The following is a 25445-nucleotide window of genomic DNA, read 5'->3' on the forward strand; positions in this document are numbered from 1 at the left end:
TGTTAATGCTGTTCATGTGTCTCCTTTAGATGGACTTGGTTTTCTTAGTGATCTTTGACCGAAGGTGGTCAAGTGCCGTGGTCGACCCCCACGGAGATAGGTAAAAGCCTTCTGCTCAATTATCAACCCGCCGACAGGCGGGTTTTTTTTGCGTGTACGCTGGGGAGAATTTGTGCCGGGTGCATTGCGCAGCCCGGCATTCAAGAGGTTGGGGCAGCTGCGAGGGGGTGCGCTCTAAGGCGCAGTGCACTCGGTACAGCGAATATACAGGCCGCGCGGGTCATTCATTTCGGACATGAGCGCGAAGGGTTGCACGAGCGGCGCCAGACTGGCGCGCAGCGAAGAGGGCACCAGGCTGTTGCTCAACTGGCTGGGTGCTAGGCGCACGTCTTGTAGAATTTCCTGCATGAATTGTTCGCCCGGGCTCAGTGGGTGTACCACCTCCTGTACTCCGTAATCGCTGAGGCCGGCCAGTTCAGCGGCGGCGGCGATGGCGTCGTCTAAGTGGCCCAGTTGGTCAACCAGGCCAATCTCCTGCGCGGTGGCACCGGTCCAGACCCGTCCCTGCGCAATTTGGTGGATGGCCTCGGGCGTGGTGCCGCGGGCTTTGGCCACCAGTGCCAGAAACTCCTGATAGATATGGTCGACGCTCATTTGAATAATTTGCGAAGCCTTCTCAGGCAGTGCACGGTCTAAGCGAATAGCGCCGGCAAGCTCCGTGGTGCCCACACCGTCGGTGTGCACGCCTAGTTTAGCCAGCGATTTCTGCAGCGTAGGGAAAGCGCCAAACACACCGATGGAACCGGTAATGGTGGTGGGGGTGGCCCACACTTGGTCGGCACCGGCGGTAATCCAGTAGCCGCCCGAGGCTGCCACCGAGCCCATAGAAATCACCACGGGCTTGCCCGCGTCGCGCAGTGCTACCACCTGCTGGCGAATAACCTCAGAGGCGAAGGCGCTGCCGCCGCCGCTGTCTACGCGCAGTACCACCGCTTTAATGGCATCGTCGTGGCGCGCCATTTCCAGCAGGCTGGCGGTGGAGTCACCGCCAATATTACCGGCGGGTTGGTCGCCGTCCATGATGGTGCCGCTGGCGACTACCAGGCCCACTTGATCGTTAAAGGGCAGGTGCTCTTTTTCAGTGACCGCCAGGTAGTGGCTGGCTTCGATTGCGCTGTAATCTTTGAGCTCTTCATCGTAGCCAAAGCGTTCAATGAGCATGGTTTTCAGCGCAATACGGGTCATCTTCTTGTCGACCAGCCCGCTGGACACGGCTAGGTCTGCACTGTTGCCGCCGGCATCGGTCATCAGCTCATCGGCGTTGTTGATATAGTTATTGATGGCGCCAATGGGCAATTTGCGGCGCTCTTCGACGTGGCTGGTGTAAGTGCTCCACAGCTCGTGCAGCCATTGGCTGTTGTGCTCGCGCGAGGCGGCAGACATGCTGTTGCGCGTGTAGGGCTCCACAAAATCTTTGTACTCGCCCACGCGAAATACGTGAAAATCTATTTCTAATTTGTCGAGCGCTTCTTTGAAGTAGTTGCGGTAGCTGCCATAGCCTGTGAGAAATACGGCGCCCAAGGGATTGATATATATTTCATCGGCGTAGCTGGCCAAGTAGTAGTTGTCTTGGCTGTAGCTGTCGGCAAAGGCGATGATGGGTTTTTCATGGGCGCGAAAATTTTCCAACGCCTCGCCCACTTCTTCCATTTTGCTAATACCGCCACCCAAGAGGTAGTTTAAATCCATTACTAAACTGGTCACTCGGTCGTCTTTGGCGGCGCGGTTGATGGCGTCTACCAGCACTTTTACGCGGGTTTCAGTGGGACCCTTGTCGTCGCTGAGAATTTTGGACATCGGGTCCACATAGGTCAGTTGGTCGACCAAAAAACCCTGTGGGGCCACTAGCACAGCAGTTTTATTGGGTACCACAAAGGGTTCGTGACTGGTAATGACACTGATAATCACCAGCACCAAGACAATAAAAATCAGGTTTGCCAGCGACACCCGCAGCCAGGTAACCGCGCGCCAAAAGCCGCCAAAGATGCGGCGTAGTAAACCGGGTCGATCGTGAGACATGAAACGCTTCCTTAGGTCATTGTTCCTGAGTGGGGTTGGCCGACAGGTATTGGAGCCAGCGGCTGGTCATCATGGCGGCATTAAATAGTAATACGCTGGCCACTAGCATGATCCAGCTATAAATGTCTGCCAGCGGCGACATAACATTGGTAACCCCCACGATAAAGTAAAACAACACCACAAAACAGAGCCAGCTGTAGGTGCGGTAGTGTTTGGCGACCATTCCAGGGATAAATAAGGCGAGTGGCAATACTTGCACGAGCAAGCTGGCCAGGCGCGCCTGTGGTTCTAATTGTTGCACTAGGGCGCTCAGTATCAAGCTGGCGATGGCAATAGCCGCGCAGGCCTGGCCCCATTTGGCCTTGCGGGCAATAGCCGCGACGTCGGGAGAGTGTGTCATAGCAGTTTTTTCGCCAAATACGCCAAACGTTTACCGAGCGCCCGGCACAGGGCTGCTTCATCGTCAGACAGGGGGTTGTGTTGGGCGCCGGCCCAGTGGCTGGCGCCATAGGGGGTGCCGCCGGCGTGTGTCGTATGTAGCAGGCTTTCGCTGTAAGGCAGCCCGGCAAAGACCATGCCGTGGTGCAACAGCGGCAACATCATTGTTAGCAGGGTGCTTTCCTGGCCACCGTGCAGGCTGCTGGTGGAGGTAAATGCGGCCGCTGGCTTGTCGATCAGTGCACCACTTAGCCAAAGGTCTGAGGTGCCATCCAAAAAGTATTTAAGAGGGGCGGCCATATTGCCAAACCGCGTTGGGCTGCCGAGGGCTAAGCCGGCGCAGTTGGCCAAATCTTCGGGGCTGCAATACACGGCGCCTTGTTCCGGCACAGCGGGCAGGCTGGCTTCGGTGTCGGGCGAGACCGGCGGTACCGTGCGCAGGCGTGCTTCCAGTCCCCCGGCTTCGACACCCCGGGCAATCTGTTGCGCCATAGCGTAGGTACTTCCAGAGCGAGAGTAATACAGCACCAGAACGTAATCTGAGGCCATTAAAACAGCTCCAATACGGCTTCTGGTGGTCGCCCAAGTGCCGCTTTGCGGCCGTGTACCACGATGGGCCGTTCAATCAGTTTTGGGTGGCTGACCATGGCCTCGATCAGTGCTTGCTCGGCGTGCGAGTCGTCGGCCAGGTTGAGGGTCTTGTAGGCTTCTTCACCTTTGCGCAGGAGTTGACGGGCCGACAGCTTCAGCTTTTTTAGCAGGACGGCGAGCTCGTCGGCGGTGGGCGGAGTTTCCAGGTAGAGAACAATGTTCGGTGCGATGCCTTTTTCTTCGAGCAGCGCCAGGGTCTGGCGCGACTTGGAGCAGCGCGGATTGTGGTAAATCGTGGTCATAGGAGAACTCAGCTCTGTGATAGTAAACGGCCCGGCGACCGGTCCGTTAGGATTCGCATTAAAAAGGCGCTATTGTAAACCCATCGCAACGCTGGCCCAAGAATCACGATAAACTAAAGGCCGCAAAGCTTGGGGAAATCACATGCTAGGAAACCTTTTGACGACCTTTCGGCGCCTGTTGCCGGAACTCTACCATCAGTTTCAGGATAAGCACTGCCAAATGAGCGCGGGCGCATTGACGTTTATGACGTTGTTCGCGCTGGTGCCGATGATGACTGTTGCCTATTCCATGTTCTCGCTGTTTCCCGCCTTTCAGGGCTTGGATGAGCAGCTCAATGCGCTGATATTTTCGAATATGTTGCCGGAAACTGGCTCGGAGGTGTCGCAATACCTCGCCGATTTTTCTAAGCAGGCGCGCAAGCTCAATTTAGCCAGTGTTCCGCTGCTGATTGTGACCGCCTACCTAATGCTCAAAAATATTGAAAAAACCTTTAACCGAATCTGGGGGGTCAAGCGCGGCCGGCGCGGATTGTCCAATTTTTTGCTGTACTGGGCGATTTTAAGCCTTGGTCCACTGCTATTGGGGGCTGGGTTGGTCATGAGCACCTATCTTTTGTCGCTGCGCTTTTTTACCGATGGCACGACGACGCTGGGCTTTTTGGTGCCGCTCTATAGCTATTTGCCACTATTGCTCACGGCCTTGGCCTTTACCCTATTGTTTGCCGCCGTACCCAATTGCCGCGTGCCCCTGCGCAAGGCGGCGGTGGGTGGTGTGATCGTGGCAATACTGTTTGAGCTGCTAAAGCGCGCCTTTGGCGCCATCATGGCGAAATCCTCTTTTGCGGTTATCTACGGTGCCTTTGCGTTTCTGCCTCTGTTTTTAATTTGGGTCAACATAACCTGGATGCTGGTACTGGGTGGCGCGATTCTGGTTCGGGTTTTGAGCACTGACAATCGCGTGACGTTGAGCGTGAAATACCCCGACTTAGTGGCGGCATTGATAGTGCTGTGGGAATTTCGGCTGCGGTTAAACACCGGTGCCAGTCTGGCAGATGGCGACCTGCTTGCCGTGGGCGTGGGCTCTGAGCAATGGCAACGCTTGCGCGATGCGTTATTGGAGCACCAAGTGATTGCCGTCACCGCTCAGGGGGACTATGTGTTGTGTCGAGATCTCAGTGGACTGACCCTTCGCCATTTGGCCGATATCGTGGCCGTTGAGGCCTACCTACCGGGCGTCTCCGACTACCTGCAGCAGTTTGATTGGTTCAGCGCCGTCGCGCCGCGCCTGCTCAGTATTGATCAGCACACAGAGCAGCAGTTAGATATTCCCTTGAGCGAGGTGTTTAACACCCAGGTGGCCCGCGAAGCCTACCCAGACGAAGGCGAGGGCTTAGAAATGTTGCGCAGTGAATTGTCAGACACCGACACAGCCCTGCCCAGTGCAGCGGGTTCAGAGAGCTGGCAAGCGGGTGCCGAGGTCAAGCCGTGACGCTGCCCCGGCTGCTGGCGCCACTGTTGCTGTGGCTAGTGTGGGGTTGTGAACAAGCACCTGAGGCCGAGCGTGCGTCGACGCTGACGTTGCTGTACCAAGGGCAGCAACAGCAGCTGCCTGTACAGGGGCGCTGGCTATTGGTGAACTATTGGGCGATTTGGTGCACACCCTGCATTAAAGAAATTCCGGAACTCAACGCGCTGCAGGCGGCATACCCTGAACTTCATATTGTGGGTGTTAATTTTGATCGCCCGCCCTTGCCGCTGCTGCAGCAGCAAGCCGAAAAGCTCGCTATTGGCTTTCCGCTGTTGTTGAGTGATCCCGCCGCGCTCGGATTGCAGACGCCAAACCTCTTGCCCACCAGCTACCTGCTAGACCCCAGTGGGAGGCTGGTAGAAACCCTGCGGGGTCCGCAGACCGCGGACACTATTACTGCGTTGCTAATAGAAGTGGGATTCTGACCGGCAGGCTTCGTATGCCTGTCTATAATAAGTGGGAACTGTTTTAGAGCCGAGAAATGTCCGCCCATGCCAATTCCACTGCTAATTTGTGATGACTCCAATATGGCCCGCAAGCAGGTGACACGCGCTCTGCCTGAGGGGTGGGACGTAGACATCACCTACGCGACCAATGGAGTTGAGGGCATCGAGGCCATTCGCGCGGGCAAGGCTGAAATGGTATTTCTGGATTTGACCATGCCGGAAATGGATGGCTATGAAGTGCTCGAACTGGTGAAGAGCGAGCGGCACAAAGCCATTGTCATTGTCATTTCTGGCGACATTCAACCACAGGCTCGCGATCGGGTGATGGCGCTGGGCGCACTGGACTTTATTAAAAAGCCAATTAATAAAGACAAGCTCGCCGAAGTGTTGCACCGGTACGGATTACTATGAGCCACCCATTGCCATTTTCCGAAACCCACCGCGACTGCCTGCAGGAAGTCGTCAACATTGCCATGGGCGCGGCGGCGGAAGAGTTGGCTGCCTACACCGGTGGCTTCGTCGAGTTGCCGATTCCGGTGATTCACTATGTGGAGCCCAGTCTTATTTACGAAGGCCTGGTGGCACAGCGCGGCGAGTGTCAGGTGTCGGCGGCGGTGCAATCCTTTGCCGGCGAGCACGGGGCGGCCTATGCCATGGTGGTGGTGGACGATGCCAGCCTGCAAGATCTGGCCGCGCGACGTGGGTTGATCTTGGCGGACGAAGAGGCAGAGCGCGATTTGGTGAAATCCCTAACCGCCACCATTACGGAAACCTGTCTGTCCATGCTGACGGACTTGAGCGGGCGGGCCTTCAGCTACGAGCCCTTGTTTGTGGCTGGGATGCACCAACCGCTGGCGCAGTTACACCTGGACGATCTGGTATCGCTCGACTTTGTCACCAGTGTTGAAATCAGTTATTGCCTGGAAGACAGCCCCTTCAAGTGCGATTTATTGCTGTTGTTTCCAGAAACCTTAAACCAGCCGTTACTGGAGTTGCTGGACCAGATACTGGCGCAGTAATCCGTTTCAATTCTCAAGTTGCGAACCAGTGCCAGTGCGGATTCTCACGCAAAAGTGACAGCGTGGGCGCGATCTTGGCGCTCCAGATGCGGCACTAAATTAAACCCGCTAATTTTAAAGCGTTCGCCCTCTTTGGCTATGCGAGTGACGCTGGCATTGCGTATCTTTAGGTTCAAGTCGATGGTGGCGGCATCGTCCAGTTGTTCGATTAGTCGCACAATGGACGCGATAACCCCGCCCGAGGTGACCACTAAAGTGCTGGCGGTTTGCTGTGCCGACTGCTCGAGCCCTGTGATCAGCCGCGCCCAGGCCGCCTCCACGCGCAGGTGAAATGCCTGCCAACTTTCCTGGTTGTCTGCCAGCGGTAGTTTGTTTTCTGCCCAGTGTTGCATGGCAATTTTTAGTAGCGCGTAGAGTTCATCGGAGCTGGGTTTATCCGGCAGCGGGTACTGTGGGTTTTGGCCGAGAAACGCCAGCACGACCGACTCAAAGTCAAATTCGTTAAAGCCCGGATCTTCCACGGCGGGCGGTAGCGCCAGTGCGTCCAGCAGCGCAGCCGCGGTTTGGTGTTGACGCGCCATGGCGCCCACACGCAGCGCCAGTGGTTGGCGGTCCCTCAAGCCGGAGGCTACCAGGTGCTCTGCCAGCCAGCTGGCTTGTTGGTAGCCCAGTTCGGATAGCTGATCGTAATTATCGCCGCCCAAGCTGGCCTGGCCGTGCCGTATCAGTAGAATTTCAGTCATGTCCTGCTTGCCCTGTGTGAGCCAATTCTTTTGTTTGATGGCGGGCCTGGCCGCTATAATGCCCGCTTTCCCGTAGCAAAAAGGACTGGCCGTGCGGCTGCAGCAGCTGGATCTCAATTTACTGGTGGTGTTTGAGGCCATTTACCGCGAGCGAAACCTAACGCGCGTGGCCGAGCAGCTCAATATTACACAGCCTGCGGTCAGTAATGCACTGAATCGTTTGCGCGACCGCCTAAACGATCCCTTATTTGAACGGGCGCACCAACGCATGGTGCCCACGCCGGTGGCGGAGAGTATGATTGCCGGTGTGCGCGAAGGCTTGGGCCAGTTACTGGCCAGTATTGAAAGCCCGGCGTTGTTCAACCCCGCCGAGAGCGCCAAAACTGTCGCTTTTGCCATGAACGACCTGGCCGAATCGCTGGTGCTGGGACCTTTACTGCAGCAGGTCAGTCGCCTGGCGCCCAAGATGACTATCACCAGTTTTAACCTGGCCCGGCGGGAAGTGGCGATTGAACTCGCCAGTGGTCGGCTCGATTTTGCCGTGGATGTGCCAGCGCTGCCCATGGCCGACCTGTGCCACCAGGCGTTGATGGACGAGCCCTACGTGTGTGCCATGCGCCCCGACCACCCCGCACTTGCCGCCGAGTGGGGCTTGCCGCAATACCTGGCACTGCGGCATATTCATGTTTCTAGTCGTCGCACTGGATTTGGCCATGTAGACCACACGTTGAATCTTATGGGGCAGGTGCGCAATATTCAGTTGCGGGTGCAGCACTATCTGGTGGCGCCCGATATCGTGCGCGACACCGATCTGGTGTGGACATTGCCCGCGGCGCTGGGCGAGCGATTTGGGCTGGCGCTGCGGCCGCTGCCGTTTGAGTTATCGCCACTGCAATTGCATTTAATTTGGCACCGTCGCAGTCAGGACAGTGCCAGTAGTCAGTGGCTGCGCGAGCTACTGTTCCAATCTGCACTAAATACCCGGGGCCGGGCGCTTAGCTAGCGGTTGGCTGCTCTCGTTAGAAAGTGCGCCATGGTGTATCGCTTTGACGCAAGGCGCCTAGTAACCCGAAAAGGAATACCATGAAGTTATCAGCCTTTGGCCAAAAATTTGCCGGTGAAAGCGGCGCGTCTTCGCTCATGGACGACTTGGGTAGCGCGCTTAACGATAATCCCGACATGTTGTTTATGGGCGGCGGCAATCCCAGCCGAATTCCCGCGATGGAGGCTATTTTTGCCGCCCGTTTGGCGGCGTTGGCAGAGGATACTGGGCAATTGTTTGGCGCACTGGGCGTGTATAAATCGCCCCAGGGCGATCGCGGGTTTCTCAAAGCCATGGCCGCCATGCTGGCCAAGGCCTGTGGCTGGCCGTTAACCGAGCGCAACTTGGCGATCTCCAATGGCAGTCAGTCGGCGTTTTTTGTGCTGTTTAATTTGTTTGCCGGGCGCATGCCAGACGGTTCCCAGCGCCACATCCAATTGCCGCTGGCACCGGAGTATTTGGGATATACCGACAGCGGTTTAAGCGACGATTTTTTTCGCGCGACTAAACCTACTATCGAAATGCTGGACGGCAACCAGTTTAAATACCATGTGGATTTTGCTGCGCTGGAGCTATCGGAGGCTACGGCAGCTGTGTGTGTTTCCCGCCCCACCAATCCCACTGGCAACGTAGTGAGCGACGACGAATTGGCGCGCCTGGACAGTTTGGCGCGGGCGCAAGGTGTGCCGTTGATCATCGACAACGCCTACGGCACCCCATTTCCCAATATTCTATTTACCGATGCCAAGCCCCTGTGGAATGACAATACAATTTTACTGCTGAGCCTTTCCAAGCTCGGCTTGCCCGGCACCCGCACCGGCATAGTGGTGGCCAGTGAAGCGGTGATCAAAGCGTTTAGCAATGCCAATGCCGTGCTAAATCTTGCTTCCGGCAATATGGGGCCGGCCATCGTGCAGCCGCTGCTCGACAACGGCGAATTAATTCGGCTGTGCAATCAGCATGTAGCGCCGCATTACCGGCAGCAAATGTCGGATGCGCTCGCCTGCTGCCGCGCCGCGTTAGCGGGTACGCCTTTCAGAATTCACAAACCTGAAGGCGCGCTATTTTTATGGCTGTGGTTTCCCGACCTGCCCATCAGCAGCGATACGCTCTACCGCCGTCTGAAGGCGCGCGGAGTACTGGTGGTTTCCGGGCACCATTTCTTCCCGGGTTTGAGCGGCGAATGGCGCCATCAGCAAGAGTGCCTTCGCGTGAACTACGCCCAAGACGCCGACACTGTACGTCGCGGCTTTGCCATTATCGGCGAAGAAGTTAAGCGCGCCTACCAGCATGGTTAAGTACGGCAGTCACTTATTTCAAGCGCTGGGGATATCCGGGCGCTGTACCGATTTTTTAACCTTTGGAGCATTATCCTATGCATTTTGTCATCGTTGGCGGTGGCGCGGGCGGGCTGGAACTCGCCACACGCCTTGGCCGCAAATTGGGCCGCCCTGAGCGCGCGAAAATCACCCTGGTGGATAAAAACGCCACCCACATCTGGAAGCCCCTGCTGCACGAAGTGGCCACTGGGGTATTGGATGCTGGCATCGATGCCGTGAGTTATCGCGCCCACGCAAGGCGCCACGGCTTTCAATTCCAACAGGGTTCTTTGGCGGGCATCGATCGGCAGGCGCGTAGCATTCGGCTTGCGCCCATCACCGATGATCGCGGCTGCGAAGTCGTGGGCGAGCGCAGTATTGACTACGACTACTTGGTGTTGGCACTGGGCTCGTCGACCAATGATTTTGGCACGCCGGGCGTCAGTGAACACTGCATCTTTTTAGATGCTCCTGCGCAGGCAGAGCGATTTCACCAGCGCATGTTAAATGGGTTTATCCGGATGGATGCCAGTCGTGGTGACGCTGCCTGTTTGCGCATTGCTATTGTGGGGGCAGGCGCCACTGGGGTGGAATTATCGGCAGAATTGCACAATGCTGCCCAATGGCTGTCGGTGTATGGCCTGCCCAACATTAGCCGCGAGCGGCTACAGGTGACGCTGGTGGAGGCCGGTCCACGTATATTGCCAGCGCTGCCGGAAAGGCTGTCGGGTAAGGCCCACGCTGAACTGGCCAAGCTTGGAGTCAATGTGCGCTTAAACACCCGCGTGGCCGCGGCCGAGGTCGGCGGTCTTCGCACCAGCGAAGGCGAGTTGTTGGCGGCCGATTTGATGGTCTGGGCCGCAGGCATTAAAGCGCCAGATTTTTTGAGCAACCTAGCTGGGCTGGAAACTAACCGCATTAACCAACTGGTGGTCAAACCCACATTGCAGACGACCGAGGACTACCGAATTTTCGCGCTGGGTGATTGCGCCGCCTGCGCCATGGCCGATGGCCGCAATGTGCCGCCCAGGGCACAATCGGCCCATCAGATGGCCGACAGCATTTACCGGAATCTCATGGCCATTATTGCCAGTCGCCCACTCAAGGCTTTTGAGTATAAAGATCACGGCTCGCTGGTGTCTTTGAGCCGTTTTTCGACGGTGGGCAGTTTAATGGGCAATTTGTCAAAGGGCAGCATGATGATCGAAGGGCGCTTGGCGCGCATGATGTATATCTCCTTGTACCGCATGCACCAGGTGGCTCTGCACGGTTGGCTGAGGACGGGGTTGTTATCGGTAAGTGAGAAAATTGGTCGGGTGGTGCGACCCAAATTGAAATTGCACTGATTTCATCGGCGCTGGGCAGGCTTTGCTATTCTTGGTGAAGTCTGCCCCCCCTTGAGGATCTGATCTGTGCTAAAGCTTTTGATGTATGTCAGCGATACCTGCCCGCTTATGGTGCGCGACACGCGCTTAATGATTGAGGGGTTGCTGGATATCGAGCGCACAGCTAAGCAACGCAACCGAATCTTGAATGTCACTGGCGTGCTACTGGTTGATCAGGGGCATTTTGTCCAGGTTCTCGAAGGTACTGACGAAAACCTCCGCGAGCTGATGACGGCTATTCAACAAGATACCCGGCATAGCAATGTCACCATCATTATCGAAGAGCCCATTGCGGCGCGCTCATTTGACGACTGGAACATGGACATTTTTATGTTGGATGCCAAGCCCGAGCTGAGAAGTGAAGACTTATACCACTTTCGGGATGCCTATTTAACCAATGAAAGACCCAATGGCCAGGAAGTGGCGCGCTGGGTGAAGCGCTTAATTGCTCATCCCGAAATTCGATTTTCCGGCAGTAGCCCAAGCCAATGACGCGCGGCTAGCTGGCCAGTTAACGCCAGCGATCCCAGGCATTCATGACCCGTTCGGGATACCAGTAACGCCCATAGGAACCGTTATAGCGGGCCAGAGCATCGGCCCAGTGGCCGTCCGAGCGTTTTAGGTAGTGTTTAAGAATGGTGCAGCCGTAGCGCAGGTTAGTGTGCATGTCGATTAAATTGTCTTCTGGCCGTCCGATTTCCAATTTCCAGAAGGGCATAACCTGCATCATGCCCTGCGCGCCGACGCGCGATACGGCGTAGCGATCAAAGGCGCTTTCCACTTCGATGACGGCCAGCACCAACTCGGGTTGCAAGCCTGCACGCTTGGCTTCGCTGTGCACCGCGCGCAGAATATTCAGGCGCTTTTCCGGCTCTTTGACAAAGCGTTTGAGCTTGCCCGATTGCAGCATCAACCAGGCCTCTGCGTCAAAGCGATCGGTGAAGCTATCGGCCGACTGCACGGCGTTAAGCAATAGCTGGCGCAGTTCGTCGTCGACTTCTGCGTGTGCCTGAGCCCAGCTTGGTAGGCTCAGACACAGCAGGATCAGGCAGCTAAGTACGCGCACGGTAGCTAGTGTGCCAGCACGCTTTGCAGATAGGTAATGGCACCGGCGAGCGGCAACTGGCGGCTCTCTGGATCGCGTCGGCCTTTGTACTCCACTTCGCCATTTTCCAGGCCGCGGTCGCCCACCACCAAACGGTGTGGAATGCCCATTAGCTCTGTATTTGCCAGCATTACGCCCAGGCGCGCCTTGTCTTCATCCATGAACAGCACATCGATACCGGCGTTGAGCAGATCGGCATAGAGCTGTTCGCAAGCCAGGCGCACGGCGTCTGACTTATTGATATTGATGGGAATCAAGGCCACCTGGAAAGGTGCGATGGCGTTGGGCCAGATAATGCCGTTGTCGTCGTTATTTTGTTCGATGGCGGCGGCCACCACGCGGGTGATGCCAATGCCATAGCAGCCCATGGTCATGACTTCGGCCTTGCCGTTTTCGTTCAACACCGTGGCATTTAGAGCCTTGGAGTACTTGGTGCCCAGTTGGAAAATATGGCCCACTTCAATGCCGCGCTTAATATCGAGCTTGCCCTTGCCGTCTGGACTTGGGTCGCCGGCCACCACATTGCGGATGTCCTCTACGCGGCCGAGCTTGGCATCGCGATTCCAGTTGGCGCCGGTGAAGTGGAAGCCATCTTCATTGGCGCCGCAGGCGAAATCGGCGAGCAGGGCGGCGCTGCGATCCACGATCACTTCAATGTTCAAACCAATTGGCCCCAGCGAGCCTACACTCGCGCCCAGGTCGGCTTTTATGCGCTCCTCGGGCGCGAAGGTTAGCGGTGCCGCGACGCCTTCAAGTTTTTCGGCCTTGATTTCATTGAGCGCGTGATCGCCGCGTAACACCAGAGCGACCAAGGGCTGAGGGGCGCCTTCCTCCGGTGCTTGGCCCAGCACAATGAGGGTTTTTACGGTGGCATTGGCGGGCACCTGGAGGTGGGCGGCCACTTCTTCAATGGTGCCCATGCCAGGTGTGGCGACCTTGTTGAGTGGTTGGGCCGGGGCAGGGCGCTCACCGGCGGGCGCCAGCGCTTCAGCTTTTTCCATGTTGGCGGCGTAATCGGAGCCATCGCTGAAGACGATAGCGTCTTCGCCACTGGCGGCCAGTACGTGAAATTCGTGCGAGAAGGCGCCGCCTATAGAGCCGGTATCGGCCAGTACCGGGCGGTACTCGAGGCCGATGCGGTCAAAAATATTGCAATAGGCTTGGTGCATGACCTGGTAGGTGGCCTGCAGGCAGGCGTCGCTGGCGTGAAAGGAGGAGGCATCTTTCATAATGAACTCACGCGAGCGCATCACGCCAAAGCGCGGCCGAATTTCATCGCGAAATTTGGTCTGGATCTGGTAGTAACTGGCGGGCAGCTGCTTGTAGGAGCTCACCTCGTTGCGCACCATATCGGTGATGACCTCCTCGTGGGTCGGGCCCAAGCAAAATGCGCGCTCGTGGCGATCGGCAATGCGCAACAGCTCGGGGCCGTACTGTTGCCAGCGGCCCGACTCCTGCCACAGTTCGGCGGGCTGCACCACGGGCATGAGCAGCTCCTGGGCGCCGGCATTATTCATCTCTTCGCGCACGATGGCCTCAACCTTGCGCAAGACGCGCAAGCCCATGGGCAGCCAGGTGTAGAGGCCGGATGCCAGCTTGCGGATCATGCCCGCCCGCAACATCAGCTTGTGGCTGATGACTTCGGCATCATTGGGTGTTTCTTTGAGTGTGGCAATTAGAAAACGGCTTGCGCGCATGTTGCTCTCTTTAATTAGCTCGGTGAGTTCAAACCGGCTATTCTAAGGGGCATATGCTGATGGGTACAATGAGGTTGCCTATGTTTTCCCTACATCCTCAGCTGGCGCAGGATTCCGTGCTCTTGGGGCACATGCCCTTGTGCCAGGTGCGCCTGAGCCTGGATGCCAATTACCCCTGGTGCTTGCTAGTGCCAGAGCGCGAAGCAGTTAGCGAAATTCACCACCTGTCAGAGCAGGATCGGCACCAGTTGATGGACGAGTCCTGCCGGCTGGCGGAGGTAATGGTGAGTTTATTTGACCCCAAAAAAATCAACATAGGAGCGCTCGGCAATCGGGTGCCGCAATTGCATATTCATCACGTGGCGCGCTTTGAAAGTGATCCGGCCTGGCCCGGCCCAGTTTGGGGAGCGGTTGCGGCGGTTGCCTATGGGGAGGAAGCCCTGCAAAAGCGCAGGGCCAAATTGTTGAGTGCACTGGTGGGCGAAGGCTTTACGCCCGCCAGTGAGCGCTGAATCAGGATTCCATTTGGGATTGCTGGTAGTTCTGCAGACCCACGCGATCGATGAGCCCGAGCTGCGTTTCTAGCCAGTCGACATGCTCTTCTTCAGACTCCAGGATATTTTTCAACAGGTCTCTGCTGATATAGTCCTGGACTGATTCGCAATACTTGATGCCTTCTTTTAAATCGGGAATGGCCTTCAGTTCCAGTTTCAGATCGCATTTCAGCATTTCTTCCACGTTTTCGCCGATCAACAGCTTGCCCAAGTCCTGCAAGTTTGGGATGCCCTCTAAAAACAAAATACGCTCAATCAGCTGATCGGCGTGTTTCATCTCATCGATGGATTCGTGATATTCCTTGTCGGCCAGCTCCTTAAGGCCCCAATCCTTGTACATTCTGGCGTGCAGAAAGTATTGATTGATGGCAACCAGTTCGTTGCCGAGAGCTTTATTAAGGTGGGTAAGTACCTTGGGGTCGCCTTTCATGAGGGCTCCATTTACGCGCAGTGAATTATGCGCATAAGTGTGTGCCCGACGGCCAGTGCTGTCAAGAAAAAGTGAGCTAAGTGACTGAATTTTAAGAGGTTATAAGGATTTGAAACAACAAGCTAAAAGTTAATGGAAGCGATTTACAGTTACTTTAAGCGGCCGTATAAAACAGAGCGCTAGCGCCGGCGCTGTGCATTTGCAGGGTTTCATCAATGATTTCCTGGGCCAAAACGCCGCATTTACCACACTGGCTGGCAACGCCCAGCGCCTTGCGCACCTGGCGCAGATTGGTGGCGCCATCGGCCACGGCGTCGGTAATTTGCGAATCGGTGATGCCCTTGCAGATGCAGACGTACATGGTAAACCTGTCAATACTTGTTGATAGGTAAGAAGTTTACGCTAATGAGAATTGTTGTCAATACCTATTGGGAATAGTTCTTATTTATAACTATTTTGAAGGCGCCCATTGAAACCGCTGCTATTGGTGCCATATACAGATTCAATGACAGTCCGCCAATGGTGTCGGTATTATTGTGCTCCGAATTTACGCGGCCGCCGTGCGCGACGGTCGTTGCACTATTGCCGCCGGGGTGTTTCGCACTCAGGTGGACACCAGACTTCATAAACCTCGTACATTCAACGGAATAAAGGAGAACGACATGGGCGTATTAGTAGGTAAGCAGGCCCCAGACTTTAAAGCAGCTGCAGTGTTGGCGTCAGGCGAGATCGTCGAAGACTACACGCTGTCTGCCGCCATCAAAGGCAAGAAAGCCGTGGTATTTTTCTACCCACTGGACTTCACCTTTGTGTGCCCCTCCGAGTTGCTGGCATTTGATCACCGCATTGCCGAATTCAAAAAGCGCAATGTAGAAGTGATCGGCGTATCTATCGACTCACACTTCAGCCACAACGCCTGGCGTAACACCCCCGTGGATCAAGGCGGCATTGGCCCTGTTGGCTACACCTTGGTGGCGGACATTACGCACAGCATCTGTAAAGATTACGATGTTGAGTCAGAGGGTGGCGTTGCCTTCCGCGGTTCTTTCCTGATCGACGAAGATGGCCTGGTGCGCCACCAGGTAGTTAACGATTTACCGCTGGGTCGCAATGTCGATGAAATGCTGCGCATGGTCGACGCGCTGGCCTTCCACCAGGAGCACGGCGAAGTGTGTCCAGCTGGATGGAAGGATGGTGACAAGGGTATGACCGCATCGCCTGAAGGTGTTGCCGCTTACCTGAAAGAGAATGCCGACAAGCTGTAAGCTTAAACTCGGTCCACGAAAAACCGCGCACTGCGCGGTTTTTTTATGGGCGCTCGCTAAAGCGGGCGGAGTATAGGCGGGCTGTATGACACTTCTGCAAGCACATAAGATCAGTTTTTCATGCAAATCGGCTTTTAATATGCGCTGAAGTAGTAAAAATAGCCAAATATTCATTCAAGTTAGTAGTTCCTAAACGCCTCTTGAATTTTAAACCTGTCTAACCTGTCATAAATTTCCACACCCTGCAGTGCCCGTGCGAGCAGCCGTCAGACAGGTGTCGGAAAATATGCCAACACATTGTATTGACATATCTAACTTGTTGAAAAATATAGCTATTTTTATCTGTGTTTATTTTTTGAACAATCTGTAGGGGTGCCCCGTGGGATGGGCAATTGCGGCAGTTTCTCAGATCCCATGCACAGACTTATCCACAGAAATTGTGGATTATTCGACTTGTGCACAGGTTGGCGGGGGCCGCTTTCGCAGAAGGTGGTACCTTTGTATGGTTTTGAGGTTGAGCGGCATGAAAAAAACACAGAGGCCGGGGAGGGGACTGCCTATACTGTGTCAACAGGTGCCGAACGGAACGGCAATTCTCACTTTTTATTGCAGTAACCTTTGTGGGTTTAAGGAGACATTCGTGGAGGCAGACCGCCGCAGATACGCACGCCAGGCAACGTCGATCCGAGTAGAAATGACGCATCCTGCGTTTGGCACACTGGTGGGCTACACCCGCGATATTTCAGACGGCGGCGCCTCGGTGCAGCTTGAGACAGAGCTGGTGCCGCCGGCGGGCACCTTGGTGCACGTGGTGTTCAGAAAGATTGCCGGCCAGGTAAATCAGGAGCCTGTGCCCATGAAAGTAATGCACCAACAAAAAAGCACTCTGGGGCTCATGTTCTGCCCGAGAGATTAGCGCCCGGGTTTTCCGGCGGGTTGACAGTGTGCCGGTGGCGTTAAGGTCACCGGTTGACTTTGTTGCAGCTGCGCCAAGTCCGCGCAAGCCAGGTCTGGGTTGCCGCTTACATCCAGGGATTCGAGTGCCAGCCAGGCCAAGGCCTCTGGCAATTGCTGCAGCCTGTTATTTCGTAAGCTCACCCGTTGCAGTTTGCTAAGCATGGCCAGGTCGGCCGCTTCGCTAATCTGGTTGTCGGCCAGATGCAAATGCTTTATTTCGCTGAACTGAGCGAGTCCCACCAGAGATTGAATACCCGCGCTACTGCAGTTCAGGCTTTCCAGTTGACTGGCGGCTGTGATCTTACCGTCTACGATCGTCTGATCTAAACACCCCTGCAAATTGGCGTCAGCCACGGAAAATTGCGTAAATAGCGGTGCCGGCGTATAAACCGTGCGCTCGTTTACCGTAACTTCATATCCCGCGCAGGCCCCGAGCAGTAAGCCGCAGCAGGTGAGAGCGAGGGGGGTGGCGTTGCCGGGGCGTATCAATCGCATAGTCTTCTACCCTGTAAGTATTCCTACAAACCAGCATAAAGGCTGGTATTTTTATCTGCCAGCGAAGCTTTACGCTTTTTTGCGAAGGGCCTGACATTGTGACCCTTATAACACGCCGATAAGCGGAGTATACTGCTGCACGTTTTCGCAGGCGCCCGCACCTTCGTTGCGGGGCCGTATTAATCAATCTGAAGGAGTTGTCATGCGTATTTTCGTTGTGATTGTAGCGGCCTTGGCCCTGGCGGCCTGTCAAACCGTCGACCCGTACACTGGCGAGCAAAAGACCAGTAATGCCACTAAAGGTGCAGCGATTGGCGCCGTGGCCGGCGCGGTACTGGGCGCGGCAACTGCCAAGGGTAAAGACCGCGGCAGTGCAGCGGCTAAGGGTGCGGCAATTGGCGGTATCGCCGGCGTTGGCGTGGGTGCCTACATGGACAAGCAGGAGGCCGAGTTGCGCGCCGAGCTGCAGGGTACGGGTGTCCAGGTACGTCGCGAGGGCGACAAGCTGTATTTGATTATGCCCGGCAATATTACCTTTGCCACCGGTCGCTATGAAATTCGTGGCGATTTCTATCCCACGCTGAACAGTGTCGCAAAAGTGTTAATGAAATTTAATGAAACTGCGATAAAAGTAGCGGGTCACACAGACTCAGTGGGCAGCGACAGCAGCAATCAAACCTTGAGCGAACAGCGTGCCAACAGCGTTGCCCAGTACTTGCAGGGTCAGCAAATTTTGGCAGGACGCATTCAGGCGGTGGGTTATGGCGAGCGCTACCCCATTGCCAGCAATGATACTGCGGCGGGTCGCGAGCAAAATCGCCGGGTTGAGCTCGAACTGGTACCACTTAAATAAATGTCGCGCGGGTAGCCCCGCGCGTTCAACTTGGTCACGGGGGGTGATCGGATGAGGGTGAATGTTTTAGCGTTGTTACTGCTCAGTGCGACTTTGCCGGCGCAGGCCCGCGAGGCTGGCGCGCCAGTGGCGGAAGATCACCCTCAAGTGCTGGCGACGATCGTCAAGCGCGAATTCTTGTACAGTGTCGGCCTCTCTGAGCCAGGTGCCCTGGGGGTCGGCAATGTGCGTTACCAATTAGCCGTACAGGATGCGTGGCACTTGGCAAAGTTGCCCGAATCACCGTTACAGGTTTTGACCCCCGGTGGCTGTCTGGCGTTAATGCGCCCCGGCGAGCACTACCTCATTTCGCTTGAAGCGTCGCAGCGCGATGGTGAAAGCTATTGGACTACAAGTTGTGAAGTGCTACCGGAGAAAGAGGCCCGCGACACCATAGCGCGGCTTAATCAGGCGCGCCAATTACAGGCCAGCGCCTATTAGCGCAATGGTTTAGAACGCTTCGGCGCAGGCTTGCGTACCTACTCAGCGGCGCTTGGCTTAGTAATTCTTGATTACCTTCACATGACCTCCCGCGCGCGGGCACCAGCTCTTAGGGTTGCGCGCATTCGGGGCTCGCTTGCCGCTAACCCCGGGGTTAGGCGGGCAGGCGATTTATTTCCGCAGCCAGATTTCCACTCGTTGATTGCGTACCTTGTCGCCGCTGGCCACCGGCATAATGGCGCCAAACCCTTGCACCGGCGCGCTGCCGATACCCCGCTCGTAAAGTGCCGCTTTCACCCGCGTGGCGCGCAACTTTGACAGCACTTTTGCGCGGCTGCTGCTGCTTTTGGCATCGCCAAAGCCGACCAACAGGAGCGTAGAATCGTTGTATTCAGGCATTTGCATTAGCGCCGCCAAGCGCTGGATATCCTGTTGGGCTTTGTTGTCCAGTTCGGCACTGCCCTCTTTGAAGCGGATGTTGACGGTCAGTCGTTTGGCGTCGGCCACCAGTGCCAGGTATTCCGGGTGATCTAGATCGGTGAGATCGGGTTCTACTATGGTGGGGTTTTGCGATATGTAGCCCACTTGCTGCACACGCTGCTGGCCGGCGGCGCTTTGTGCGAATGCGATAAACTCCTGCACAACCGGGTTGCTGTGGCGAGGGCTCAGGTACATAAACAGCCGGCGCGATAGAACATAGTCTTCGGTGGCCACCGTGCCGGCTGTGGGCGCAAGCGGCTCGGTGCCTTCGTCGTAGATGGCCAGCGCCTTAGCGGTATTGACCGAGGCTAGGCCAACGAACCCGATGGCGCCAGGCAGGTTCGCCACGCGGCGCGATAACTGATCGTTAGACTCAAAGCGTTCGGCGCTCGCCGTGAGCGCGTAGGTTTTAGCCAGTACCAAATTTTTAAAGGTGTCCCAGGTACCCGACTGATCGTCGCGGGCAAATACACTAATGGCTTGGTCGGGCCCACCCAGCGCTTTCCAATTGGTTATTTTACCGGCAAAAATATGTGCTACCTGGGTAATGGATAGCTTCCCGAGTGGATTGGCCGGGTGCACAATGATGGCCAATCCGTCGATGGCAATCACTTTTTCCGCATCAAAATGGGTCATGTCACCCATCGATGCCAGTGTCTGGACTTCACCAATTTTGATCGGGCGCGACGACATGGCCAGCTCGGCGCTGCCGTCGGCCAAGCCGGTGAATCCCGTCGACGAGCCGTGCGCGGCGATGTCGATAAATAAGGGGGCGCTGTTTGGCCGGTGGGCGGCATAGCCCTGCACTCGCACTTCGTTCTCGGCGGGCAGATTGATGCGCGAGACGTTTATCAGGCCCTTGGCGCGCAGGTAATCCTCTGCAAGGCTAGGCATGAGTGTGGCACCCACGGTATTGGAGCCTTTGGCGGTAAACAGCCTGCCTTGCACAGGGTCGGCAAAGGCGGACAGGTCGTTAGCGTGACAAACGGCAGGCAACAGGCACAGAGCCCACCTGCGCGACCAGCATTTAAACTTCGCAATTAAATGGGTCATGGTAATTCCTAGCTGTAGAAAGTGAATCCGCGCCAATCACCACTGTGTTGGCAAAGAGCGGCAAATCTATGACAGAAATATGACGGCTTTATGACGAGTTGCCGGTCTCTGTAGAAATTGCGGTCCCAATGATTGAGGAAGTCCCTGCGTTATCTGTCCTACAGGTGCGCAGGTCATTCATTGGCAACGGCCGAGCAAAACCCGTCGGTTGCGGCAGACTGGCACGTCGGCCCAAGCTGCGCTTTGCTCGTAGCGCGGCATGTAACACCAAACATGTGTGGCCTCACTCTTACAAGGTACTTAACTATGGCAACTTCACTGGGCGTAGGGGGATCGACACCCGAACAGGCGCTGGCACAGCTGACTGATATGACCGCGGATGTTCAACCGATACCCACCGAAGAATTTAAACAGCGAATAGCGCGCGCGCAGCAATACATGAGGGAACACCAGATTGCCGCACTTTATTTAAATGCCGGCACCAATCTCTACTACTTTACCGGGTTGCGTTGGTACGCCAGTGAACGTCTGGTGGGCGCTTTGCTCACCGCCGCCGGTGAGTTGCATTTTGTGGGCCCGGCCTTTGAGGAGCAAACGCTCAATCAATACATGTGGGTGCCGGGTAACTTTCACGGCTGGCAGGAGCACGAGTGCCCCTACCGATTGGTGGGCGAGTTACTGCGCGAATTGGCGGTGTGCGAAGGCCGCATTGGCATCGATGAATCTACGCCGTTTTTTGTTACCGACGGATTGCGCCAAGCCTGCGACGGCTACCAGTGGGTCAATGCCGATTGTGTGATCGCCCGCTGCCGGCGTCAAAAATCTGTTGCGGAATTGGCGTTAATGCAGCGCGCCATGGACATGACGCTCGCCGTGCACCGGGCGACGGCCTCCATCCTGCGCCCTGGCATCAGTACCCTGGCCGTGGAGCAATTTATCCACCGGGCGCATCAGGCCGTGGGCGCCAGTGGCTCATCGTTTTGCATCGTGTTGTTTGGGTTGGCATCCAGCTTTCCCCACGGTGTGAAAGAACCGCAAATTTTGCAGGCGCAAGATTGGGTCTTAATCGATACTGGTTGCCGTCTGCAGGGTTACAACTCCGACATTACCCGGAGCTACGCCTTTGGCGAGATTACACAGCGGCAGCGCCAGGCGTTTGAGGCGGAACGTTTGGCACAACTGGCCGCCTTTGCGGCGGCGCAAATTGGTGCGCCCTGCAGTGCGCCCGATGCAGCGGCCCGCGCAGTGCTCGCCGCGCAGGGTTTTAACGGCGACTATTCGCTGCCCGGTTTGCCCCATCGCACCGGCCACGGCTGCGGACTGGATATTCACGAGTGGCCCTATCTGGTACAGGGCAACGATACGCCCTTGGCGGCGGGCATGGTGTTCTCCAATGAGCCGATGTTGGTATTGCCTGGGGAGTTTGGCGTGCGACTGGAAGATCACTTCTACATGACCGACAATGGCCCCCAGTGGTTTACCCAGCCGTCGCCGTCACTGGACAATCCTCTTGGCCTGTGAGGCAGACGCTTTGTTGATGTGAGAGAAGGTCTTGCACTGTCCCATTATTTTTACCGATTCAACCCAGGCTGCGGGCGCTGCGTCATTGGCTGACCAGTTGCGCCTGTCGTTATTGGGCATGGTTGATCCGCGCCAAGTGCAGGAAGTGCGTTTTGTACTGCAGTTGACGCCGGCGGGCTTACAGCTACAGCACACCGGGCCCAAGGCACCCGGACCCGTTTGGGTAAATTTTACCGGCGGTAGCGCCGATCACCGGCGCCAATTTGGCGGTGGCCGGGGCCAAATGGTGGCCAAGGCCGTCGGTTTAAAGTCGGGGGTTTGCCCCTTGGTATTTGATGCGACGGCGGGGTTGGGCGGCGACGCCTTCGTGCTGGCCAGCCTGGGTGCTTGTGTGTTGCTGCAAGAGCGCAATCCCATTGTGCACGCGCTGCTGGCCGACGGATTGGCGCGCCTTGCGGCAGATCCGCGGCCGGCCCTGCAGGATGTTTCTCGGCGTTTGCGGCTACTGCCCAATCAGACGGATTCTACGCAAACCATGATGGCAGCCGACGTGGTGTACCTGGACCCCATGTTCCCGGTGCGCGGCAAGCAGGCAGCGGTCAAAAAAGAGATGGCGGCATTTCACGAGCTGGTGGGTGAGGATGCCGATCAGGACGCCCTGTTGGCAGCGGCCCAGTCGGCAGCCCGTTACCGTGTAGTGGTCAAACGTCCGCGCAAGGCCCCGTGTTTGGCCGATAGCCCGCCACCCTTGACGCTCGCCGGTAAATCGAGCCGCTTTGATATCTACCCCCTCAAAAAACTACCGGAACCTTTGGCACCAAACTGGCCCAGCCTTTAACGGGGCCTTAACCGTCGCGGCTGAAAAATGCCCACAGGCGGCTGATTAACATGCGCACGTGGGCAGCCATGGCGGTTACAAACCCCAAGGCGGCCAGCGCCAGCCCCAACAGGGTGATCCACTCCTGGCGGCTTGAGGGAGGCAATAGCTGCGCGGCCATGTACACCAGCACCAAACCCAAAAAAAATACCATGGCCCCCAGCTTGAACTGGGCAAATACCTGGGTGAGGGGGGCTTGATAGTGGCGCTTTAACGCCTGCCAGCACCGTTGATGTACGCGAGTGATCATAGGCCGAGTTTAGCAGCTTGGCAGGAGCAAATGATCCATTTCTGCCGCTGGTCCGTACACACTCGCAATCGTCCTAGTGAGGTGCCACCGTGAATTCTAGCAAACCGTTTACCTTGGGTATCAGCGCTTGTCTGCTCGGTCAGAAAGTGCGTTTTAACGCCGGTCACAAACGCAGTGATTTTTGTGCCACTACGCTGGCGTCACAGGCCGAGCTATTACCCGTCTGCCCGGAAGTGGCGATCGGCTTGCCGGTGCCGCGCCAGGCTATTCGTTTGGTGCGCGATGGCGAGTCGGGCCTGCGCGTGGAGCCCAGCATTGGCGATCAGCCAGCTGTGGACTACGGTCCGGCGTTGGCGGAAGTGGGCGCCGCGTTTATGAGCAAATATCCCGATCTGGACGGTTTTGTATTTATGAACGATTCCCCAAGCTGCGGCCCGGCCAATGTCAAAACCTATCGCACCAATGGCTATCAGGCCGACCGCAAAGGCGTGGGTGCCTTTGCGCAGGCCGTACAGCAGGCCAATCCCTTGCTGCCCTTTGAGGATGCGGGGCGCTTGAACGACCCGGCGATTCGGGAAAATTTCATGGTGCGCATAGGTGTCTACCGCGACTGGCGCCGGCTCAATGTACAGCCGCTCAGCATGGGTCGCTTGATTAAATTTTACAGTCCCTACAAATATCTGCTGATGGCGCACTCGCAGGTGGTGTACAAGCAGGTGGGAAGGTTGTTGGCCAATCACGAACAACTACCGGTAGCCGCCGTAGGCGAGCAATTTATTGCGGCGCTCATGGCGGGCTTGAAGCAGTTGGCCAATCGCAAGGGGCACGCCAATGTGTTGTTGCACCTGATGGGCTATTTCCGGCGCCATCTGGACGCCGCCGATCGCCAAGAGGCGCTGTCTGTGATCGATCAGTACCGGCAGGGTATTGTACCCTTGATCACCCCGTTGACCTTACTGCGCCACCATTTGCGACAAACTCCCGATAGTTATTTGCAAGCGCAAATATATTGGCAGCCACACGCGCCGGAACTCGGCTTGCGCAGTGCCATTTGAAATGTTGTGCGCTGTATAAACCCGATGAGTTACCTTCATAGAAAACGAGAGGTTACATGGCGCAGTTAGTCTGGTTTCGCGCCGACCTACGGGTCGTTGATCACCTGCCCTTAACCCTGGCCTGCCAGGCGGGTGAACCCGTGCACGCGGTGTTTGTACTATCGCCCGGCCAGTGGCGCAGCCACAATTTGGGCTTGCCAAAACTGGATTTCTGGGCCCGCTCGCTGGCGGCGCTGGCTGACGCTCTGGCCCACAAAGGCATTACCTTGCACCTGTTGCAGGTCGATTCCTTTGCCGAGCTGCCAGCTACCTTGTTGCACCTGGCGCAGTCGCTCAAGTGCCGCCGGGTGCTGTGGCACCGCGAATACGGCTGGGACGAGCGCGAGCGCGACCGATTGACGGCTGACATACTGCGCGCTGCCGGGCTGGAAACAGACGTTGCCGACGATCGATGCCTGGTCATGCCCGAGTCTGTCTCGACGGGCGGTGGCACCCCCTACAAGGTATTTTCTGCCTTCAAGCGCAATTGGTTGCAGCAGTTGATGGCGCAGTGGCAGCCGCCCCGGGCGGCACTTCGCAAGCGCCCAGGCGCAATGGCAGGCTCAGCTGGTGCACTGCCCAGCGGCGAGGCCTGGGGCTTTGCTGCTGACGATTCGCGCCTGCCCGAATTACACCGGCTGTGGCCTGCTGGTGAAGCGGAGGCTGCACGGCGCTTGCAGGTTTTTTTGCGCGACAGGGTTGCGGACTATGGCACGGCCAGAGATTTTCCGGCCCAGGCCGGCACCTCGGGCTTGTCGCCTTACTTATCTGTGGGCAGCATTAGCGCGCGCCAATGTGTGGCCGGTTGGCTAAATGCCGCCGGCGGCGATTGGCATCACCCCGCCTTGCAGGTGTGGTTAAACGAGCTGGCCTGGCGGGATTTTTACCACTATGTGATGTGGCACTTCCCCAAGGTATCGCGCAATCAACCCTTTGTGGATAAAACCCGGCGGCTCGCCTGGCGCCAGGACCCCGAGGCCTTTGCCGCCTGGTGCGACGGTCGCACGGGTGTACCCATTGTGGATGCCGCCATGCGGCAACTGCGCGCCACCGGTTGGATGCACAATCGCCTGCGCATGGTGGTGGCCATGTATTTAACGAAAAACCTGTTGATTGACTGGCGTCTGGGCGAGGCGTTTTTCATGCAGCAATTGGTGGACGCGGATTTTGCGGCCAATAACGGCGGCTGGCAGTGGAGCGCGTCCACGGGTACCGACGCGGCGCCTTACTTCCGGGTGTTTAACCCGGTCAGCCAGTCGCAGCGGTTCGATGCCGAGGGCGCATTCATCAGACGCTGGTTGCCGGTGCTGGCCCATTTAGACAACAGGCAAATTCACCTGCCCAAGCCCGCGCTGCGCGGCGACTACCCGGCGCCGCTGGTGGACTTGAAACTCAGCCGCCAGCAGGCCATCGACGCCTTTGCGGCCCTTTAGTGGGGCAGG

The 25445-nt window shown here is 56.8% G+C and carries 29 protein-coding genes; 17 read left to right on the forward strand and 12 right to left on the reverse strand.

What is annotated here, in order from left to right; genetic code table 11:
- Positions 1–234 precede the first annotated feature (234 nt).
- Genes sppA through arsC form a run of 4 tightly spaced genes read right to left on the reverse strand, consistent with a single transcriptional unit; the run spans position 235 to position 3410 of the window.
- Positions 235–2079 carry a signal peptide peptidase SppA gene (gene sppA / locus ACW8F6_RS06425; RefSeq protein ID WP_491575030.1) on the reverse strand — a complete coding sequence of 615 codons (1845 nt, stop codon included), beginning with the start codon at positions 2077–2079 and terminating at the stop codon, positions 235–237.
- 16 nt (positions 2080–2095) lie between these two features.
- Positions 2096–2479, reverse strand: a complete 384-nt coding sequence (locus ACW8F6_RS06430; protein WP_491575031.1) for a DUF2069 domain-containing protein — start codon at positions 2477–2479, stop codon at positions 2096–2098.
- Positions 2476–3066, reverse strand: coding sequence for an NAD(P)H:quinone oxidoreductase (wrbA, locus tag ACW8F6_RS06435; RefSeq protein WP_491575032.1), 591 nt, complete (start codon positions 3064–3066; stop codon positions 2476–2478). Before wrbA ends, ACW8F6_RS06430 begins: the two co-directional genes overlap by 4 nt.
- On the reverse strand, positions 3066–3410 hold the full coding sequence (arsC, locus tag ACW8F6_RS06440) for an arsenate reductase (glutaredoxin) (RefSeq protein ID WP_491575033.1): 345 nt from the start codon (positions 3408–3410) through the stop codon (positions 3066–3068). Before arsC ends, wrbA begins: the two co-directional genes overlap by 1 nt.
- 142 nt (positions 3411–3552) lie before the next feature.
- Between arsC and ACW8F6_RS06445 the strand changes: the two genes are divergently transcribed.
- The 4 genes from ACW8F6_RS06445 to ACW8F6_RS06460 all read left to right on the forward strand — a co-directional run bounded on the left by ACW8F6_RS06445 (position 3553) and on the right by ACW8F6_RS06460 (position 6403).
- Positions 3553–4899: a YihY family inner membrane protein gene (locus ACW8F6_RS06445; RefSeq protein ID WP_491575034.1), complete on the forward strand. Its 1347-nt coding sequence runs from the start codon at positions 3553–3555 to the stop codon at positions 4897–4899.
- A complete protein-coding gene (locus ACW8F6_RS06450; RefSeq protein WP_491575035.1) occupies positions 4896–5363 on the forward strand; it encodes a TlpA family protein disulfide reductase in 468 nt (155 codons plus the stop codon). The genes ACW8F6_RS06445 and ACW8F6_RS06450 overlap by 4 nt, the downstream gene beginning before the upstream one ends.
- Positions 5364–5429: 66 nt before the next feature.
- Complete coding sequence (locus tag ACW8F6_RS06455; RefSeq protein ID WP_491575036.1) at positions 5430–5795, forward strand: response regulator; 366 nt, start codon at positions 5430–5432, stop codon at positions 5793–5795.
- Complete coding sequence (locus tag ACW8F6_RS06460) at positions 5792–6403, forward strand: hypothetical protein (RefSeq protein ID WP_491575037.1); 612 nt, start codon at positions 5792–5794, stop codon at positions 6401–6403. The genes ACW8F6_RS06455 and ACW8F6_RS06460 overlap by 4 nt, the downstream gene beginning before the upstream one ends.
- Before the next feature lie 44 nt (positions 6404–6447).
- Here the strand turns inward: ACW8F6_RS06460 and ACW8F6_RS06465 are convergent, their stop codons facing one another.
- Positions 6448–7146, reverse strand: coding sequence for a histidine phosphatase family protein (locus ACW8F6_RS06465; RefSeq protein WP_491575038.1), 699 nt, complete (start codon positions 7144–7146; stop codon positions 6448–6450).
- A 91-nt stretch (positions 7147–7237) separates the two neighbouring features.
- On the opposite strand from ACW8F6_RS06465, the gene ACW8F6_RS06470 reads away from it, so the two are divergent.
- The 4 genes from ACW8F6_RS06470 to ACW8F6_RS06485 all read left to right on the forward strand — a co-directional run bounded on the left by ACW8F6_RS06470 (position 7238) and on the right by ACW8F6_RS06485 (position 11384).
- Positions 7238–8149, forward strand: coding sequence for a LysR family transcriptional regulator (locus ACW8F6_RS06470; protein WP_491575039.1), 912 nt, complete (start codon positions 7238–7240; stop codon positions 8147–8149).
- Between the two features lie 80 nt (positions 8150–8229).
- Positions 8230–9486 carry a valine--pyruvate transaminase gene (locus ACW8F6_RS06475; RefSeq protein WP_491575040.1) on the forward strand — a complete coding sequence of 419 codons (1257 nt, stop codon included), beginning with the start codon at positions 8230–8232 and terminating at the stop codon, positions 9484–9486.
- A 77-nt stretch (positions 9487–9563) separates the two neighbouring features.
- The gene (locus tag ACW8F6_RS06480; protein WP_491575041.1) at positions 9564–10853 is read left to right on the forward strand and encodes an NAD(P)/FAD-dependent oxidoreductase; all 1290 of its coding nucleotides are present in this window, start codon (positions 9564–9566) and stop codon (positions 10851–10853) included.
- A 66-nt stretch (positions 10854–10919) separates the two neighbouring features.
- The gene (locus tag ACW8F6_RS06485) at positions 10920–11384 is read left to right on the forward strand and encodes a BLUF domain-containing protein (RefSeq protein ID WP_491575042.1); all 465 of its coding nucleotides are present in this window, start codon (positions 10920–10922) and stop codon (positions 11382–11384) included.
- A 19-nt stretch (positions 11385–11403) separates the two neighbouring features.
- On the opposite strand, the gene ACW8F6_RS06490 is transcribed toward ACW8F6_RS06485, so the two are convergent.
- Together ACW8F6_RS06490 and ACW8F6_RS06495 are read right to left on the reverse strand one after the other, a co-directional pair.
- Positions 11404–11958 carry a lytic transglycosylase domain-containing protein gene (locus tag ACW8F6_RS06490; RefSeq protein ID WP_491575043.1) on the reverse strand — a complete coding sequence of 185 codons (555 nt, stop codon included), beginning with the start codon at positions 11956–11958 and terminating at the stop codon, positions 11404–11406.
- A gap of 5 nt (positions 11959–11963) precedes the next feature.
- Entirely contained in the window at positions 11964–13694 is a 1731-nt protein-coding gene (locus tag ACW8F6_RS06495) for a proline--tRNA ligase (RefSeq protein ID WP_491575044.1), read from the reverse strand.
- Positions 13695–13774: 80 nt separating this feature from the next.
- On the opposite strand from ACW8F6_RS06495, the gene ACW8F6_RS06500 reads away from it, so the two are divergent.
- Complete coding sequence (locus ACW8F6_RS06500) at positions 13775–14206, forward strand: HIT domain-containing protein (protein ID WP_491575045.1); 432 nt, start codon at positions 13775–13777, stop codon at positions 14204–14206.
- A gap of 1 nt (position 14207) precedes the next feature.
- On the opposite strand, the gene bfr is transcribed toward ACW8F6_RS06500, so the two are convergent.
- Positions 14208–14678, reverse strand: a complete 471-nt coding sequence (gene bfr, locus ACW8F6_RS06505; RefSeq protein WP_491575046.1) for a bacterioferritin — start codon at positions 14676–14678, stop codon at positions 14208–14210.
- A 154-nt stretch (positions 14679–14832) separates the two neighbouring features.
- A complete protein-coding gene (locus tag ACW8F6_RS06510) occupies positions 14833–15039 on the reverse strand; it encodes a bacterioferritin-associated ferredoxin (protein WP_491575047.1) in 207 nt (68 codons plus the stop codon).
- Between the two features lie 301 nt (positions 15040–15340).
- Between ACW8F6_RS06510 and ACW8F6_RS06515 the strand changes: the two genes are divergently transcribed.
- Both ACW8F6_RS06515 and ACW8F6_RS06520 read left to right on the forward strand, forming a co-directional pair.
- Complete coding sequence (locus ACW8F6_RS06515; protein ID WP_491575048.1) at positions 15341–15943, forward strand: peroxiredoxin; 603 nt, start codon at positions 15341–15343, stop codon at positions 15941–15943.
- A 640-nt stretch (positions 15944–16583) separates the two neighbouring features.
- Positions 16584–16859: a PilZ domain-containing protein gene (locus ACW8F6_RS06520; RefSeq protein WP_491575049.1), complete on the forward strand. Its 276-nt coding sequence runs from the start codon at positions 16584–16586 to the stop codon at positions 16857–16859.
- Here ACW8F6_RS06520 and ACW8F6_RS06525 read toward each other — a convergent pair.
- Positions 16856–17395 (reverse strand): leucine-rich repeat domain-containing protein, encoded by a 540-nt coding sequence (locus ACW8F6_RS06525; protein WP_491575050.1) that lies wholly within the window; start codon positions 17393–17395, stop codon positions 16856–16858. The genes ACW8F6_RS06520 and ACW8F6_RS06525 overlap by 4 nt on opposite strands.
- A gap of 202 nt (positions 17396–17597) precedes the next feature.
- On the opposite strand from ACW8F6_RS06525, the gene ACW8F6_RS06530 reads away from it, so the two are divergent.
- Together ACW8F6_RS06530 and ACW8F6_RS06535 are read left to right on the forward strand one after the other, a co-directional pair.
- Positions 17598–18248, forward strand: coding sequence for a YiaD family glycine zipper/OmpA-like lipoprotein (locus ACW8F6_RS06530; RefSeq protein WP_491575051.1), 651 nt, complete (start codon positions 17598–17600; stop codon positions 18246–18248).
- 51 nt (positions 18249–18299) lie between these two features.
- Positions 18300–18728: a hypothetical protein gene (locus ACW8F6_RS06535; RefSeq protein ID WP_491575052.1), complete on the forward strand. Its 429-nt coding sequence runs from the start codon at positions 18300–18302 to the stop codon at positions 18726–18728.
- A 171-nt stretch (positions 18729–18899) separates the two neighbouring features.
- On the opposite strand, the gene ACW8F6_RS06540 is transcribed toward ACW8F6_RS06535, so the two are convergent.
- A complete protein-coding gene (locus ACW8F6_RS06540) occupies positions 18900–20261 on the reverse strand; it encodes a substrate-binding domain-containing protein (RefSeq protein WP_491575053.1) in 1362 nt (453 codons plus the stop codon).
- A 306-nt stretch (positions 20262–20567) separates the two neighbouring features.
- On the opposite strand from ACW8F6_RS06540, the gene ACW8F6_RS06545 reads away from it, so the two are divergent.
- Together ACW8F6_RS06545 and ACW8F6_RS06550 are read left to right on the forward strand one after the other, a co-directional pair.
- Entirely contained in the window at positions 20568–21782 is a 1215-nt protein-coding gene (locus ACW8F6_RS06545; protein ID WP_491575054.1) for a M24 family metallopeptidase, read from the forward strand.
- Positions 21783–21813: 31 nt separating this feature from the next.
- Positions 21814–22620, forward strand: coding sequence for a class I SAM-dependent methyltransferase (locus ACW8F6_RS06550; RefSeq protein WP_491575055.1), 807 nt, complete (start codon positions 21814–21816; stop codon positions 22618–22620).
- Positions 22621–22627: 7 nt separating this feature from the next.
- Here ACW8F6_RS06550 and ACW8F6_RS06555 read toward each other — a convergent pair whose 3' ends face one another.
- Positions 22628–22909 carry a hypothetical protein gene (locus ACW8F6_RS06555; RefSeq protein ID WP_491575056.1) on the reverse strand — a complete coding sequence of 94 codons (282 nt, stop codon included), beginning with the start codon at positions 22907–22909 and terminating at the stop codon, positions 22628–22630.
- An 89-nt stretch (positions 22910–22998) separates the two neighbouring features.
- Between ACW8F6_RS06555 and ACW8F6_RS06560 the strand changes: the two genes are divergently transcribed.
- Both ACW8F6_RS06560 and ACW8F6_RS06565 read left to right on the forward strand, forming a co-directional pair.
- Entirely contained in the window at positions 22999–23964 is a 966-nt protein-coding gene (locus tag ACW8F6_RS06560; RefSeq protein WP_491575057.1) for a DUF523 and DUF1722 domain-containing protein, read from the forward strand.
- A gap of 56 nt (positions 23965–24020) precedes the next feature.
- Positions 24021–25436 (forward strand): cryptochrome/photolyase family protein, encoded by a 1416-nt coding sequence (locus ACW8F6_RS06565; RefSeq protein WP_491575058.1) that lies wholly within the window; start codon positions 24021–24023, stop codon positions 25434–25436.
- Positions 25437–25445: the final 9 nt, after the last annotated feature.

It is taken from the genome of Simiduia sp., from assembly GCF_058345725.1.

What these genes read in the sequence shown, in the direction of transcription:
- sppA (WP_491575030.1), bottom strand. Translation starts at nt 2,079, where the DNA reads ATGTCTCACGATCGACCCGGTTTACTACGCCGCATCTTTGGCGGCTTT.
- ACW8F6_RS06430 (WP_491575031.1), bottom strand. Translation starts at nt 2,479, where the DNA reads ATGACACACTCTCCCGACGTCGCGGCTATTGCCCGCAAGGCCAAATGG.
- wrbA (WP_491575032.1), bottom strand. Translation starts at nt 3,066, where the DNA reads ATGGCCTCAGATTACGTTCTGGTGCTGTATTACTCTCGCTCTGGAAGT.
- arsC (WP_491575033.1), bottom strand. Translation starts at nt 3,410, where the DNA reads ATGACCACGATTTACCACAATCCGCGCTGCTCCAAGTCGCGCCAGACC.
- ACW8F6_RS06445 (WP_491575034.1), top strand. Translation starts at nt 3,553, where the DNA reads ATGCTAGGAAACCTTTTGACGACCTTTCGGCGCCTGTTGCCGGAACTC.
- ACW8F6_RS06455 (WP_491575036.1), top strand. Translation starts at nt 5,430, where the DNA reads ATGCCAATTCCACTGCTAATTTGTGATGACTCCAATATGGCCCGCAAG.
- ACW8F6_RS06460 (WP_491575037.1), top strand. Translation starts at nt 5,792, where the DNA reads ATGAGCCACCCATTGCCATTTTCCGAAACCCACCGCGACTGCCTGCAG.
- ACW8F6_RS06465 (WP_491575038.1), bottom strand. Translation starts at nt 7,146, where the DNA reads ATGACTGAAATTCTACTGATACGGCACGGCCAGGCCAGCTTGGGCGGC.
- ACW8F6_RS06475 (WP_491575040.1), top strand. Translation starts at nt 8,230, where the DNA reads ATGAAGTTATCAGCCTTTGGCCAAAAATTTGCCGGTGAAAGCGGCGCG.
- ACW8F6_RS06480 (WP_491575041.1), top strand. Translation starts at nt 9,564, where the DNA reads ATGCATTTTGTCATCGTTGGCGGTGGCGCGGGCGGGCTGGAACTCGCC.
- ACW8F6_RS06495 (WP_491575044.1), bottom strand. Translation starts at nt 13,694, where the DNA reads ATGCGCGCAAGCCGTTTTCTAATTGCCACACTCAAAGAAACACCCAAT.
- ACW8F6_RS06500 (WP_491575045.1), top strand. Translation starts at nt 13,775, where the DNA reads ATGTTTTCCCTACATCCTCAGCTGGCGCAGGATTCCGTGCTCTTGGGG.
- bfr (WP_491575046.1), bottom strand. Translation starts at nt 14,678, where the DNA reads ATGAAAGGCGACCCCAAGGTACTTACCCACCTTAATAAAGCTCTCGGC.
- ACW8F6_RS06510 (WP_491575047.1), bottom strand. Translation starts at nt 15,039, where the DNA reads ATGTACGTCTGCATCTGCAAGGGCATCACCGATTCGCAAATTACCGAC.
- ACW8F6_RS06515 (WP_491575048.1), top strand. Translation starts at nt 15,341, where the DNA reads ATGGGCGTATTAGTAGGTAAGCAGGCCCCAGACTTTAAAGCAGCTGCA.
- ACW8F6_RS06525 (WP_491575050.1), bottom strand. Translation starts at nt 17,395, where the DNA reads ATGCGATTGATACGCCCCGGCAACGCCACCCCCCTCGCTCTCACCTGC.
- ACW8F6_RS06530 (WP_491575051.1), top strand. Translation starts at nt 17,598, where the DNA reads ATGCGTATTTTCGTTGTGATTGTAGCGGCCTTGGCCCTGGCGGCCTGT.
- ACW8F6_RS06535 (WP_491575052.1), top strand. Translation starts at nt 18,300, where the DNA reads ATGAGGGTGAATGTTTTAGCGTTGTTACTGCTCAGTGCGACTTTGCCG.
- ACW8F6_RS06540 (WP_491575053.1), bottom strand. Translation starts at nt 20,261, where the DNA reads ATGACCCATTTAATTGCGAAGTTTAAATGCTGGTCGCGCAGGTGGGCT.
- ACW8F6_RS06545 (WP_491575054.1), top strand. Translation starts at nt 20,568, where the DNA reads ATGGCAACTTCACTGGGCGTAGGGGGATCGACACCCGAACAGGCGCTG.
- ACW8F6_RS06555 (WP_491575056.1), bottom strand. Translation starts at nt 22,909, where the DNA reads ATGATCACTCGCGTACATCAACGGTGCTGGCAGGCGTTAAAGCGCCAC.
- ACW8F6_RS06565 (WP_491575058.1), top strand. Translation starts at nt 24,021, where the DNA reads ATGGCGCAGTTAGTCTGGTTTCGCGCCGACCTACGGGTCGTTGATCAC.